This is a genomic window from Shewanella sp. FeAMO, from assembly GCF_053653955.1.
In genome coordinates this window covers 3,983,934-3,997,033 of sequence record NZ_CM132201.1, presented here as the reverse complement: position 1 = coordinate 3,997,033, position 13,100 = coordinate 3,983,934, and the positions used below count along the sequence as shown (strand labels likewise).

General features: G+C 52.8%; 12 protein-coding genes. 6 read left to right on the top strand and 6 right to left on the bottom strand.

The window, feature by feature from the left end; genetic code table 11:
- Positions 1-103: 103 nt before the first annotated feature.
- Entirely contained in the window at positions 104-523 is a 420-nt protein-coding gene (locus ACWAU4_RS18000; protein ID WP_044735148.1) for an OmpA family protein, read from the bottom strand.
- A 509-nt stretch (positions 524-1,032) separates the two neighbouring features.
- The gene (locus ACWAU4_RS17995) at positions 1,033-1,449 is read right to left on the bottom strand and encodes an organic hydroperoxide resistance protein (protein WP_025008945.1); all 417 of its coding nucleotides are present in this window, start codon (positions 1,447-1,449) and stop codon (positions 1,033-1,035) included.
- 113 nt (positions 1,450-1,562) lie between these two features.
- Between ACWAU4_RS17995 and ohrR the strand changes: the two genes are divergently transcribed.
- The 3 genes from ohrR to rlmC all read left to right on the top strand — a co-directional run bounded on the left by ohrR (position 1,563) and on the right by rlmC (position 4,402).
- Positions 1,563-1,994, top strand: coding sequence for a transcriptional regulator OhrR (gene ohrR, locus ACWAU4_RS17990; protein WP_025888690.1), 432 nt, complete (start codon positions 1,563-1,565; stop codon positions 1,992-1,994).
- Between the two features lie 13 nt (positions 1,995-2,007).
- Positions 2,008-3,195 carry an FAD-dependent oxidoreductase gene (locus tag ACWAU4_RS17985; protein WP_129979301.1) on the top strand — a complete coding sequence of 396 codons (1,188 nt, stop codon included), beginning with the start codon at positions 2,008-2,010 and terminating at the stop codon, positions 3,193-3,195.
- Positions 3,196-3,268: 73 nt separating this feature from the next.
- Positions 3,269-4,402, top strand: a complete 1,134-nt coding sequence (gene rlmC, locus ACWAU4_RS17980; protein WP_301560854.1) for a 23S rRNA (uracil(747)-C(5))-methyltransferase RlmC — start codon at positions 3,269-3,271, stop codon at positions 4,400-4,402.
- 11 nt (positions 4,403-4,413) lie between these two features.
- Here rlmC and ACWAU4_RS17975 read toward each other — a convergent pair whose 3' ends face one another.
- Genes ACWAU4_RS17975 through ACWAU4_RS17960 form a run of 4 tightly spaced genes read right to left on the bottom strand, consistent with a single transcriptional unit; the run spans position 4,414 to position 7,544 of the window.
- Positions 4,414-5,607: an ATP-binding protein gene (locus tag ACWAU4_RS17975; RefSeq protein ID WP_208125066.1), complete on the bottom strand. Its 1,194-nt coding sequence runs from the start codon at positions 5,605-5,607 to the stop codon at positions 4,414-4,416.
- Positions 5,604-6,314 carry a winged helix-turn-helix domain-containing protein gene (locus ACWAU4_RS17970; protein ID WP_096140971.1) on the bottom strand — a complete coding sequence of 237 codons (711 nt, stop codon included), beginning with the start codon at positions 6,312-6,314 and terminating at the stop codon, positions 5,604-5,606. The genes ACWAU4_RS17975 and ACWAU4_RS17970 overlap by 4 nt, the downstream gene beginning before the upstream one ends.
- Positions 6,311-6,685, bottom strand: a complete 375-nt coding sequence (locus ACWAU4_RS17965; RefSeq protein ID WP_037436155.1) for a DUF3019 domain-containing protein — start codon at positions 6,683-6,685, stop codon at positions 6,311-6,313. Before ACWAU4_RS17965 ends, ACWAU4_RS17970 begins: the two co-directional genes overlap by 4 nt.
- Positions 6,686-6,692: 7 nt before the next feature.
- The gene (locus ACWAU4_RS17960; protein WP_025008951.1) at positions 6,693-7,544 is read right to left on the bottom strand and encodes a MipA/OmpV family protein; all 852 of its coding nucleotides are present in this window, start codon (positions 7,542-7,544) and stop codon (positions 6,693-6,695) included.
- Positions 7,545-8,219: 675 nt separating this feature from the next.
- Here ACWAU4_RS17960 and chrA point away from each other — a divergent pair.
- The 3 genes from chrA (at position 8,220) to ACWAU4_RS17945 (ending at position 13,075) form a co-directional block, all read left to right on the top strand.
- Positions 8,220-9,368, top strand: a complete 1,149-nt coding sequence (chrA, locus tag ACWAU4_RS17955) for a chromate efflux transporter (protein ID WP_115389802.1) — start codon at positions 8,220-8,222, stop codon at positions 9,366-9,368.
- A 100-nt stretch (positions 9,369-9,468) separates the two neighbouring features.
- Positions 9,469-11,127 carry a methyl-accepting chemotaxis protein gene (locus ACWAU4_RS17950; RefSeq protein ID WP_028779443.1) on the top strand — a complete coding sequence of 553 codons (1,659 nt, stop codon included), beginning with the start codon at positions 9,469-9,471 and terminating at the stop codon, positions 11,125-11,127.
- Between the two features lie 283 nt (positions 11,128-11,410).
- The gene (locus tag ACWAU4_RS17945) at positions 11,411-13,075 is read left to right on the top strand and encodes a methyl-accepting chemotaxis protein (protein WP_044735949.1); all 1,665 of its coding nucleotides are present in this window, start codon (positions 11,411-11,413) and stop codon (positions 13,073-13,075) included.
- Positions 13,076-13,100 lie beyond the last annotated feature (25 nt).

Genomic DNA, 13,100 nt, shown 5'->3' with positions numbered 1-13,100 from the left:
GGTGCGAACAAGTCCCATGTGTGCCTGCATCGGCTTACGGGCCTGTAAGCCACTTCGCTCCTTCCCTAAGGGGCATTCATTTGTGGATCTTGAAAGTACTTAGTTATTCGGCGGCGCTTGGCTTTTCAATCGTCGCCATCATCTGTTGGTTATTACACCAATGCAGACTCACTTCGCGATTGTCTTTATGGGTTGCCGTGCGGATACGAGTGACTATGGGGTGAGAGAAGTGTGCTGCGGTTAAATATTCTTTAACCCTTTCAATTCGTCTATTGGCAAGCCACATATTATATTTTTGTAAATCTTCATCGCCGATAGACTTATCCATATTGAATTCCAATAACAGATAGCCGCTTGAATTATCGCTATTATCAGCAACAATTTTATCCAGTTGCAAAGAATCCTGGGTACTGAAATAAGAGCTGTTCTTGGCATAATCGACATTGCCAAGCAAAACGCTTTTCTCACAGGTGGCTTGGGTCGCGCCGGTAAACAGCAGTAACCCCAGAATCAGGGCGCGCATATCATTCTCCTTTGACTATGACTTTATTATTGATCACGTCCACTTTTGAGGCGCAAATTTAATCGATTGTCCAGGAAAAATCAATTTTATATGAATATCAACCTTTGCTGAATGACAGCGTCATAATACAGAATGAATGACGGAAAAATGTCGCAACAAATATAATTTCAATTGTTGCGACATTTATTTATATTCTTGCCAATAAATTGACTGAATATTAGGGAAGGTGCGAATAAGTCCTCGTGGCACTCTGGCTTACACAGCAATTGGCGTTCAAGGCATCTGACTGAAGGCATGCCGGGGCCTGTCGAAGTCGGATAACGCAGAGAGCCGGTTGCTGTGAAAGCCCCGAAGGGCGTGGCTTACGGGCCAGCCTGCTGTGTTGTGCTTCTTGCAAAGGACTAGAGCCATTTGCTGCGAATCACGCCTTGCATCCAGGCCTGTAAGCCGACGCAGAGCACACATGGGACTTGTTCGCACCTTCCTTAGCTCTAAATAATATCAGAGCTTCAGTTGATCTTAATATCATTCACAGTGAGCCCCACATCAAGGTTGTTGCGGGTAGCATTGGAGTAGGGGCAAACACTGTGGGCCTTGAGTACCAAGGCTTCTGCCTCGGCCTGCGCGAGCGGCAGAGTGACAGCCAGAGATACCTGCAGCGCAAACCCACCATCTTGACTGACCAAGCCGACATCGGCGGTGACAGGAGCACTGGCAAGCTTAATTTTGCCCAGGCGCGCCACATGTAAAATGGCGTTGGAGAAACAGGCGGCGTAACCGGCGGCAAACAACTGTTCCGGATTGGCCCCGGCTCCTGTCCCGCCCATCTCCTTGGGATAGCTTAGGGTCAATGACAGGGCACCGTCATGAGTGGCTACTTCGCCGTTGCGGCCGGCTTTGGCTGTGGCTTGAGTGTGATAGAGCATAGTAGTTTCCTCAATTTAAGTTGCGTGCAATCTAATTGCTGGCAATGATAGATCGATATTTGTTCTAAAAGCAAGTATATTGTGCACAATTAAATTGTGTTTAGGGTTTGCATATGTCAAACGAGCCCCTGTGCCTGGAAAACCAGGTTTGCTTTTCGCTATACAGCGCCGCCAATGCTATGGTGCGGGCCTACCGGCCTGTGCTGGATGCCCTGGATCTTACCTATCCGCAATATCTGGCCATGCTGGTGCTTTGGCAACACAAGGGCATCAGTGTCAAGGCGCTGGGTGAGCGTTTGCATCTGGACTCAGGCACCTTGACCCCCTTGCTCAAACGCCTGGAAACTAAAGGCTTGCTGTTAAGAGGCCGCAGTGAACAGGACGAGCGGGTGCGGGTATTGACGCTCACTGATGCCGGGCTGGCTTTGCAAGCGCGCGCCGCCGATGTGCCCGAGCAGATGCTGTGTCGCAGCGCCATGCCGCAGGCTGAGCTGCAACAACTGAAAAGCTTGTGTGACACCCTGTGGCTGCAATTGGAACGCTAACGGAAAGAGGCTGATGGAACAGGTCGATCTGGCAATCATAGGTGGCGGCATATCCGGGGTGGCGGTGGCGCAGTGCGCGGCGGCAGCCGGTTATTCCGTGGTGCTATTGGAAAAGTCCACTCTGGCGGCAGGCACCTCCTCCCAGTCCAGCAAACTGATCCATGGCGGTTTACGTTATCTCGAATCCGGGCAACTGGATCTGGTGCGCGAATCGCTGCGGGCCCGGCGCGAGTTATTGCGTCTGGCGCCGACACTGGTCAAAGCCGTCCCTTTCTTTATCCCGGTTTATCGTGACAGTCGCCGCGGCGCCTTGACCCTCAGGGCCGGCCTCAGCCTCTACGGCTTGCTGAGCGAGTTTGACCGCCTGGGCCGTTTTCGTAGCCTGCCAGCCAGGGCTTGGGGGAGCTTTCCCGGACTCAAACTGGCGGGAATGACCCATATGTTCCAATACTGGGATGCCCAGACGGATGATGCCTTGCTGACCAAGGCGGTGGCCGACAGCGCCAGGTTGCTCGGTGCCGATATCCGCGAGGGCGCCGAGTGTTTGACAATAGAGCATGACCCTCAGGGATGTAAGCTGAGTTACCGGGATGCGGATGGCGACAAAATGCTGCACTGCCGCTTTCTGGTCAACGCCGCCGGCGCCTTTGTCAACGAGCTGCTGGCGCGGGTGACACCGCCCATAGCCCAGACGGCAATAGACTGGGTGCAGGGGAGTCATTTGCTTCTGGACATTCCAGCGCCGCCCGGGGTGCTCTATCTGGAATCCTGCTTCGATGAACGGGTGGTATTCGTGATGCCTTGGTACGGCAAGACGCTGATAGGCACTACGGAAACTCTCTGCCAGGGGCCGGTTCCGCAGATCACCCGAGAGGAGATAGCTTATCTGCTGGGGATCTATCGGCATTATTTTGGAGGCTCTGGCAGTTTTACGGGTGCTGTCACTATAGAGGCACTTGAAGCCAAAGTATTGGCGCATTTCAGTGGTATGCGAGTGCTGCCCAAGGGCGATGGCGATGCCTTTGGTCGGCCGCGGGAGGTACAGTTGTACCAGCGCTATTCCCATCCCAGGTTGCTGACGCTCTACGGCGGCAAGTTAACCACCTTTCGTGCCACTGCCAAGGCGGTGACGGAAGAGATAAGCAAGGTGCTTGGCAAACGCAGTCCCAAAGCGGATGTCGACAAGCTGATGCTGGGATGATTTTTAGGGTGAAACAGGCTAAAGTGTGCCGCTTTTGCCGCCGGGCTGAATTGGAAACTTGGGATATATCAGAGTGAGATGTGACTTTTTTGCGCAGGGCAAGTGCCGCTCCTGTACTCACATAGAAACGCCAATGGCGCAACAACTGGCCGCCAAGAGTGAGCAGTTGGCGCGGTTGCTCAGCCCCTTTACGCCCTTTGAACTCTTGGCCCCGGTCAGTGGGCCGTCCCTGGGTTTCCGCAACAAGGCCAAGATGGTGGCACTCGGGGCCGCCCATCAACCCATTTTGGGGATAGTTTCCCCGAGTGGTGAGGCCGTGAGTCTGTGTGATTGTCCTCTCTATCCTGCCGATATGCAGGCCTTGCTGCATCGGCTTGAGCTGTTTGTGCGTCAGGCAGGGATCCCACCCTATCGGATAGATAAGGCCAAGGGCGAACTCAAGTTTGTGTTGTTGACCCGCGCCGAAATCAGCGGCGACTTTATGCTCAGGTTTGTGTTGCGCTCCAGGCAATCCATCGAACGGATTGAGCGTGAGCTGCCAAAGCTGCTGGCCGAGTTTCCTGCCATCAAGCTGGTATCTGTGAATCTGCAGCCGGTTCATATGGCCAGGCTCGAAGGTGAGCAGGAGATTTTTCTCACCGAGGCGCAGCGTCTGGAGGAGTCCTTCAATGGCGTGCCTCTCTATATCCGCCCCAAGAGCTTCTTTCAAACCAACCCACAAGTGGCGGCGGCCCTTTATCAGAGCGCCAAAGACTGGGTCAGTGAGCTGAAGCCTGAGTCGATTTGGGATCTCTTCTGTGGTGTCGGCGGTTTTGGGCTGCACTGTGCCAATAAAGACACAGAGCTTACAGGGATCGAAATCGAGGCTGAAGCCATCGCCTGCGCCAAGTTATCCGCCGAAAAGCTGGGGCTTGAGCGGGTGAACTTCAAGGCGCTGGATTCGGGCAGTTTTGCCGCGGCGCAGTCGGCAGGCCAGGTACCGGATCTTATGATAGTCAATCCGCCGAGACGCGGCATAGGCGCCGAGCTTTGCCAGGCCATTTCGACCTTTGCGCCGCCGCATCTGCTCTATTCCAGCTGTAACCCTGAATCTTTGGCCAAAGATCTGGCGGCTATCAGTGGTTATCGTGTGCGCAAGGTGCAGCTGTTCGATATGTTTCCGCACACGGATCACTATGAGGTATTGGTGCTGCTGAGTCGCGGCTAAGACAGTGGCGTCTATGCTCTTGGCCAACACAGGCTGATGGCGGCGCCGCCCAGCGATTGCGAGTGGCTCAGCTCCAGCCTGCCGCCGTGCCAGATGGCAATCTTGCGCACTATATAAAGCCCCAGGCCAAAGCCGCTGCCATCACTCTGTTTGGCATCTCTGGCAAAGGCCGCCAGTAGTTTTTTGCCTTTATCTTCAAAGCCTGGGCCATCATCCTCGACTCTGAGGCAGTTATGGTTTTCACTTTGCTCGAAACTCACCTGTATCTCTTTTTCGGCAAAACGCATGGCATTTTGGATCAGGTTCTGGCAGGCCACATTCATTGCCGTCTTATCGAATTGTGCCTGGCCCGGCACAGAGTGAAATCCTATCTGGAAGTCACGGCTATAAAGGCTGTATTTCTGCTCAAGCGCCTGAATAAAGTCAGCGATGGATTGAGGCGAATGGCATAGTTCTCCCTGTTTATGTTCCAGGCGGGCAAAAGAGAGATAGTTGGCCGCCAACTGTTCTATCTCATCTATGTCCTGGGCCAGGCGCGTTGCGTATTGAGGCTCCATCTGCTGCTTGCTCAGCTCAAGGGCAAAGCGCATCCGCGCGAGCGGAGTGCGTACTTCGTGGGAGATGGTATGGGATAACTCTTTATGCATTTGGACAAAACTCACTATCTGGTGGCTCATGCTATAAAGCGCCTGAGCCAAGGGAAAGATAGCCGAGCTTTTACGTATGGTTAGCGGTTGCAGCGAAGGCTGACGGCCAAAGCGAATGGCGCTCTGTTGCAGGGTATGGAGATCGCGAAACACAGGCCAGATAAGCAAGATGGCGACCAGGGCCAGGCTGGAATAGAAACCGAGCAAGATCAAACTGGTGACATCCTCCCTGTCTTGCTTCTCTGTTACCGGGCCAAATCTGAGTAACTCACTGCCTGAGCCTTGTTTGTAGTAATAGAGCTCGCCGCTGGAGTGACGCAGCGCCAAGGTCTGCCCCTCATTGAGTAGCTGTCTCAGGCTAGTGGGCAGTGCCAGACTGCCGGCGGCAAGAGTTGAGAGATGCGCGCCCTGGCCCCGGGTCTGCAATAAGTCGTCCACCGAGATCAAATAGCTGGCCTCTTCGCTGCGATATTGATCTGTCAGTTGGCCAAAGCTCCATAGCAGCAGGGAGCAGGACAGCAGCAGAAACCCAAACAGTCGGTAAAACTGAAACTTCATGCCTGAATCCTGATCATGGCTTGATTGGGCTGGTAGTTGAACAGATAGCCCTTGCCGTGCACTGTGGTGATCTGCAGGCCGCTTATCTCCAGCTCATCCAGGCGTTTGCGCAGCCTGCTGACCTTGAGATCTATGGCTCTGTCCAGGCCATCATAGGCGCGGCCGATAAACTGCTCGAACAGATACTCCCGTGACAATACCCGACCGGCGTTGATCACAAACACCCACAGGAGTTCAAACTCCTTGGTGGTAAAGGCCAATGCCGAGCCCGCCAGAAGCACCTGCTGCTGATTGGGATCAAGCTGCAGATCGTGCAGACACAAGGTTTTGCGTCCGGGCCGCTGTTGCCTGTTACGAAGTTGAGTACGTATTCGTGCCAGCAGCAAGGGGGGAACCACAGGCTTGAGCAGGTAATCACAGGCGCCCAGCTCCAACCCCAGGATCTGATCGCCTTCACTGTCGCGGGCGGTGAGGAAGATAAGCGGGCAGGGATAACAGGCCGCCAAACGGGGATAGATACCAAAGCCATCTTCACCGGGAAGCATCACATCGCAGAGGATCAGGCTGAAACTGTCACTGTCCTGACGGGCAAGCGCAGCTTCGGCATTGTCCAGATGAACCAGCTCGAAGTCTTCATTGGCCAGATAAGTGCAAATAAGTTCCGCCAGCGGCAGATCATCCTCAATCAGGAGTATTTTTTCTTTCATAGCAGATCCCAACTCAGGCCCCGCCGTCTGCGACTGACGGGCTCGTAGATAGCCACTCTGAGCAAGCGGCTGGCAACTGTGCGGTTTTGCTGATCCCTGAGCTCGATAAGCGTATCCCTGACCAGGCTTAGTTGCAGCTTGTAACTGAAGTCACGGCGTTGATGAAAACAGGTCAAAGGCGCTGCGCTGTTGGCCAGCCAAAGGCACAGAGAGCGAGGCTGTTGGCTGTGAAACTCGAGTTGCAGTTGCAGCTTGCATTCCGATTCTTGATTGGTCATGGCGCAGGTATCCGGCGCCAGCCAAAGCTCTTCTCCCAAGGCGCTTGCCCAGGGACTTATCAGCATGAGTAACCACAGTAGCCATCGATTCATAGAGCCCTCAAAACCGATAACTCAAACCGATGAAACCTGAGAGATAGCCATCCTTGTCTATCATGGGACTGTTGGTGATCCCCGAGTCAAGCCAGGTGTATTCGGTTACCATCACCAGGTTGATATCCTGCCACAGTGGCAGATTAACCAGCAGGCGGGCGTGATAATTGATACTGGCCGAGGGGGTGTAACTCAGTCTCAGCGGTCCGCTTTCTTCCGGCGTAAGCTGATAGTAGTAACGCACCAGGGATTCACTCTTGCGAATCGCGCCTAGCTCAAGCCCAAGGGCTCCCCAGGAGTAGAGCAGGCTCTTTTTCAATCTGAGCTGCAGCTCATTGCCGTCATGTACCCCGGAAATGTCCTGAAATAAGCCCAGATTGATATCCGTGTAGGGCGTGACCCAAGTGACGGAAACTCCGCCCAGATAGGAGATGTGACGCTGGATTTCATCAAGGATAGGTTCGCTGTTACCGTTGGGGCGTACGACCTGTCCCTTGTAGGGGGAGAAGCCTATGATGTCGCTCAAAAACAATTTGTTGAGGCCATCAAACTCGAAAAAGAATCCATCTTCATTGAGCTTGGTTTGCAGATCGAATAACCAGTTGTCCGACTCATAGAGGCTGTAGCCCAGAGTAAAGTTTTCCAGATAGAAGCGTTCTGAGTAGTAGCTCCAGGATGGCAGCAGGAAGGTTTCTATCGGCTTGGCATGCACTCTGGGATTATCCAGGCGGCCATATCCCAGGGCGAGGGCAAGCCTGAACTCATCCACAGGGACAGTTTCCGTCGCATTTTCTTCAGCTGCCGCAGTCTGGGGCAACTGAAGGCCAAGCATCAATATCGCGTACCACCATAGCTTCATAGCTTACTTCTTACTTCCTGCGAACTCTCAGTGAATCTAAACAAACGCTTGTTAAAAGTCTGTAAAAATTTAACCAAGTTACAAAATGCTACATAAGTATTATGTTTTTGGTTCTTTTTTGGTGATTGTATTTGATGCTTGTGTGAATATCTATGCATTAAAATTGACGGGTGTCAAAAGTGGTACTGCTTTGCTATATGGTGGGTTATGGTTTTTTGATGTTATTTTTGCTGGGTTTGTGTTTAGGGTTAAACGATGGCTGAGGTTTTTTTAACTGCATTGGTTATTAATTGTTTTGAATAAATATTAAATGTTTGAATTATGTTTCATTGAGAGGGTGGAACCTGGCATAGAGAAAGCCGCCTGGAAACCGTGGCTGATTTCGAGCGAATACACTTGCCGGTTAGTGGGTGCAGATCTGGGTTGTAGTGAGATGATTTCCCGTCAACTTGACTCTCTTTTCCGTCTCGGAGTTCACTCTTGGGAAGCGACGGACTTTGGCGGCTGTTCTTGCCTCAATAGCGGCTGTTTGACAGGCGAAGATGGACTTTCAGTCGTCTGTTCATGGGTTTTTCTTATTGTGCTCCCACAGACTAAAAGCTGTTGATAATAAGATAAGTGTCACACTTATGTCATACAATGGAGCCGAACTGAACAAGGGTAGAGTGAACACAGATGTGGCAGATTTTTGTACGTTTTTTTTCCTTGGGGTTGGTGAGTTTTGGCGGCCCGGCGGCGCACATAGGTTACTTTCGCAAGACTTTCGTCGAGGAGTTGGGCTGGCTCGATGACAAAGATTACGCCTCTTTGGTGGCGTTGAGTCAGTTTCTGCCCGGCCCGGGATCCAGCCAGGTCGGCTTTGCCATAGGTTACCGCCGCGGCGCCTTGCCCGGGGCAATACTGGCCTTTATCGGCTTTACCTTGCCTTCGTTTCTACTGATGTTTCTGCTGGCGGTCAGCAGCTATCAATACCTCTCCAGTGATTTATTTCAGGGGGTTATCGCCGGACTCAAGTTATTGGCTGTAGTGGTGGTCGCCGATGCTGCCTGGGGTATGTTCAAACAGTTTTGCCGCAGCCATATCCCCCAGATGTTGGCCTTGCTGAGTACTGTGATTCTGCTTTTGTGGCCGGGGAATTTGACCCAATTGCTGCTGTTGCTTGCCGGTGCCATTGTCGGTCTTTATTGGCTCAATCGTGAGGCACCAGCGCCGGCCAAGTCGGGAAGTATGCAGCTCAACTGGAGTGCTTTACTGATATTTCTGTTTTTATTGCTGCTCACCGGCCCCTTGCTTGCTCACCCTCTGGCTGAACTCTTCAAACAGTTTTATCAGACCGGCGCCATGGTATTCGGCGGCGGCCATGTGGTGCTGCCCTTGCTGGAGAGCCAACTGGCAAACAGCATAGATCATGACAGATTCCTCACCGGCTACGCCCTGGCGCAAGCCGTTCCCGGCCCCATGTTCAGTCTGGCCGCCTATCTGGGCGCCGAACTGTGGCCGCAAAATGCCCTAGTTGGCGCCTTGGTGGCAACGTTAGCCATCTTTCTGCCCGGTTTCCTGTTGTTGCTGGCGGTGATCCGAGGCTGGCAGGGAATCGCCGAACGCCCGAAAATGGCTGCCATGGTGATGGGGATTAATGCCACTGTCGTTGGTTTGTTGGCGAGTGCTCTCTATCAGCCGGTATTTACCAGTGCTGTGACCCGCCCGGTTGATATGGCCATGGTGCTGGCGGGCTTTATGTTGCTCAAGCTGTGGCGTTTGCCCCTGGTGTTTTTGGTGCTCGGATTTGCAGCAATGGGTGCTATTTCCACTCTCTTCATGTAAAACAAATGGTTAAACTTTGATCTCAGGCATTTTTTATACGAACTTAAAGTGAACAAAGTTACTATAATTTGCAGATATTCCATTCCCGGGGGAAACCTAAGTGTCCAGTCTGAGTTTACGAAATAAGTTACTGCTGCTTGCCCTGTTGCCATTGTTGACTGTTTCCATTGTCTTGATGCTGGCGTCCTGGACAGTAGAGTCGGATGCGCTTGAAAGCGAAATTACCAATTTCAGAGAAAAGCTGCTCAACGAGCGTCGTCAGGAGTTGGTGCATGTGACCGAAGTCGCCAAAGAGATTGTCAGCTTTCAGCGCAGTCAGGGCGGAGACTATAAGGCGGCCTTGCGGGATGTTCGCTTTGGCAGCGCAGGTTATTTCTTTGTCTATGATGGCAAAGGTAAAAACCTGTTTCATGCCCTGTTGCCCAAGCTTGAAGGTACAGATCAGATAGGGATGACAGATCCCAAGGGAACCAAGATCATAGTAGGCTTGTTGAATGCTGCCCGCAGTGGTGACGGTATTCTCACCTATTACTACCAAAAACCCGGCACCAACGAGCTGGTGGAAAAGATAGGTTATGCCGCCATGGTTCCAGGCACCGACTGGATCATAGGCACCGGCGCCTATGTGGATGATATCGAAGCCTCAGTGGCCGAATATCGGCAGACCGCATTGGAAGACATGGAAGGCAAGCTGTGGCTGACGTTGATGATAGTCATAGTCATCACCCTGGTCACTGCAACGCTCATATTGTTTGCTGCTCAGCGCACTGTGACTCCTATCCGCAACATGCTGGATAACCTCAACGATATCGCTCAGGGGGAAGGGGATTTAACCAAGCGTTTGCAGGTGCACGGTGAAGATGAGATTGCCCAGCTAGGGCAGGCATTCAACCGCTTTGTCGACAAGTTGCAACACATCATCCGCGATGTGACTACCGCTACCCACGAGGTGCAGGATGCCTCTGGTTCTATTCATGCCCAGACTCAGGCGATAGCGGCGCAGTTGGCCAACCACAACAATGAAACCGATCAGGTGGTGACTGCGATCACAGAGATGTCTTCCACTGCCCAGGAAGTGGCGATGAACACCACCCAGGTGGCGGAGGCGACGCATGTGGCGAGCGATGAAGTGGCCAAGGCCCAGGAGTGCGTCGATACTTCGTTGACCGAGATCTCCACTCTGATGGCGGAAATCAACAGCGCCGCCGACCATATTCAGTCGCTCAACGAGCAGTCGCAGAAGATTAACAGCGTGCTGTCTGTCATCGGCGGCATTGCCGAGCAGACCAATCTGTTGGCACTCAATGCGGCCATTGAGGCGGCTCGTGCCGGTGAGCAGGGGCGCGGTTTTGCCGTGGTGGCCGATGAAGTACGCAGCCTGGCGAGCCGCACTCAGGCCAGCACGTTGGAGATCAACGAGATGCTCAGCGAGCTGCATCGTCTGGTGAGCCAGGCGGTGAGTGCCATGGAAGAGAGCCAGCAAAGCTGCCATCGCAGTGTCGAATCTTCCAGGCTGATTTCCGAGAGTCTGGGAGCCGTCACCAGCTCTGTCACCTCCATCAATGATATGAGTACCCAAATCGCCACCGCCGCCACAGAGCAGAGTTCGGTGACCGAAGAGATCAACCGTAATATCTACGCCATTCAGGAGATAGTCGCCGAGCTGTTGCACTCCAGCGAAGAAGCGGCCAGAGTCAGTCAAACCGTGTCTCATAGTGGTGATAATCTGGGGCAACTGGTCAATCAGTTCCGGGTTTAATCATTCAATATGAAGAAGAAAGAAACAGCGCCATTTGGCGCTGTTTCTTTATCTCGACCGTCCAGCACAAGATGCCGTACCGCTTATGATGTTTCCCAGCAACCATTCCCCGCCAATCGTGGAACCTTTCGGTTGGTCGTAAGGTAAAAAAGTAATTTGTGTAACATTTTGAATTATTTGTTTGTCAATTGTTTTATTTGTAATCATATTGATATTACATGTTGGGGCGCGGGACTATACTCAGTAAAGAGTGTCTGACAGCTACTGGGGGGAAGTTATGTCCTTGTCTGCTCTGAGCTTGAGAAGCAAATTCTTGCTGCTGGCTTTACTACCTTTAATTCTGACTTTGATATTGGTGATGGGGTATTCCTATCGTGCCGAACATCAATCACTGGAAAATTCGATCGCTTTATTCAAACAAAAGTTGGTCGATGAACGAAAACAGCAACTCAAGGATGCGACAGGGCTGGCTTTGGAAAACATCAACTATCAACTCGGTCTGGGAGACAGAGGTGATGTCAACGCGGCGTTGCGGCAACAGAGGTTTGGCAGTGCCGGATACTTCTTCATTTATGATTTCAATGGGATCAGTGTATTTCATGCTGTTAAGCCTGAGCAGGAAGGCACAGATCAAAGCGGCATGACAGACCCCAATGGCACACAAATTGTGCGCGGTCTTATCGATGCCGCCAGAAGTGGTAAAGGCTTTATCAACTACTTCCATGCCAAACCCGGAGTGACGGGCCTGGTGGAAAAGATAGCCTATGCCATCCGGGTCCCGGGGAAAGACTGGCTGGTAGGCACAGGTGTTTATGTGGATGACATAGAGGCGGCCGTTGCCGCTTATCGACAAACCGCCACCGAGGAGATGCAGGCCAAGACCATAGGGGTGCTGTTGATGTCGCTGGTGCTGACTCTGGTTACCGTGTTTGCCATTCTCTTTACTGCTCAGCGGATGATAATCCCTATCCGCAATATGTTGGATAACCTCAACGATATCGCTCAGGGGGAAGGGGACCTGACCAAGCGCCTGCAGGTGCGCGGTGAAGATGAAATTGCCCAGTTGGGGCTGGCGTTCAATCGCTTTGTCGAAAAACTGCAGCACATCATCCGCGATGTCACCACGGCCACACATGAAGTGCAGGATGCCGCCGGTTCCATCCATTCCCAGACCCAGGCGATAGCATCCCAGTTGGTGAACCACAACAATGAAACCGATCAGGTGGTGACCGCCATTACCGAGATGTCTTCCACCGCCCAGGAAGTGGCGATGAACACTACCCAGGTGGCGGAAGCCACTCATGTGGCTACCGACGAAGTGGCCAAGGCCCAGGAGTGCGTCGATACCTCGCTGACTGAGATCTCGACCCTGATGGCGGAAATCAACAGCGCCGCCAACCATATTCAGTCGCTCAGCGAGCAATCACAGCGGATCAACAGCGTGCTGTCTGTCATCGGCGGCATCGCCGAGCAGACCAACCTGCTGGCATTGAATGCTGCCATTGAAGCGGCTCGCGCCGGTGAGCAGGGAAGAGGTTTTGCCGTGGTGGCTGATGAAGTGCGCAGTCTGGCGAGTCGTACTCAGGCCAGCACTTTGGAGATCAACGAGATGCTCAGTGAGCTGCATCGTCTGGTGAGTCAGGCGGTGAGTGCCATGGAAGAGAGTCAGCAGAGTTGCCACCGCAGTGTCGAGTCGTCAAAGCTTATCTCCGAAAGCCTGGGAGCTGTGACCAGCTCTGTCACCTCCATCAATGATATGAGTACCCAAATCGCCACCGCCGCCACAGAGCAGAGTTCGGTGACTGAGGAGATTAACCGGAATATTTACGCCATTCAGGAGATAGTCGCCGAGCTGCTGCATTCCAGCGAAGATGCGGCCAGGGTCAGTCAGACTGTGTCCCACAGTGGTGATAACCTCGGCAAGTTGGTCAATCAGTTCAGAGTCTAATCTTGCTTGAGAGCTCAGTTGCAGG

Bases quoted from the DNA above. Each gene is read 5' to 3' on its own strand.
- ACWAU4_RS17985 (WP_129979301.1), top strand. From the start codon at position 2,008: ATGGAACAGGTCGATCTGGCAATCATAGGTGGCGGCATATCCGGGGTG.
- ACWAU4_RS17975 (WP_208125066.1), bottom strand. From the start codon at position 5,607: ATGAAGTTTCAGTTTTACCGACTGTTTGGGTTTCTGCTGCTGTCCTGC.
- ACWAU4_RS18000 (WP_044735148.1), bottom strand. From the start codon at position 523: ATGCGCGCCCTGATTCTGGGGTTACTGCTGTTTACCGGCGCGACCCAA.
- ACWAU4_RS17970 (WP_096140971.1), bottom strand. From the start codon at position 6,314: ATGAAAGAAAAAATACTCCTGATTGAGGATGATCTGCCGCTGGCGGAA.
- ACWAU4_RS17995 (WP_025008945.1), bottom strand. From the start codon at position 1,449: ATGCTCTATCACACTCAAGCCACAGCCAAAGCCGGCCGCAACGGCGAA.
- ohrR (WP_025888690.1), top strand. From the start codon at position 1,563: ATGTCAAACGAGCCCCTGTGCCTGGAAAACCAGGTTTGCTTTTCGCTA.
- ACWAU4_RS17960 (WP_025008951.1), bottom strand. From the start codon at position 7,544: ATGAAGCTATGGTGGTACGCGATATTGATGCTTGGCCTTCAGTTGCCC.
- chrA (WP_115389802.1), top strand. From the start codon at position 8,220: ATGTGGCAGATTTTTGTACGTTTTTTTTCCTTGGGGTTGGTGAGTTTT.
- ACWAU4_RS17965 (WP_037436155.1), bottom strand. From the start codon at position 6,685: ATGAATCGATGGCTACTGTGGTTACTCATGCTGATAAGTCCCTGGGCA.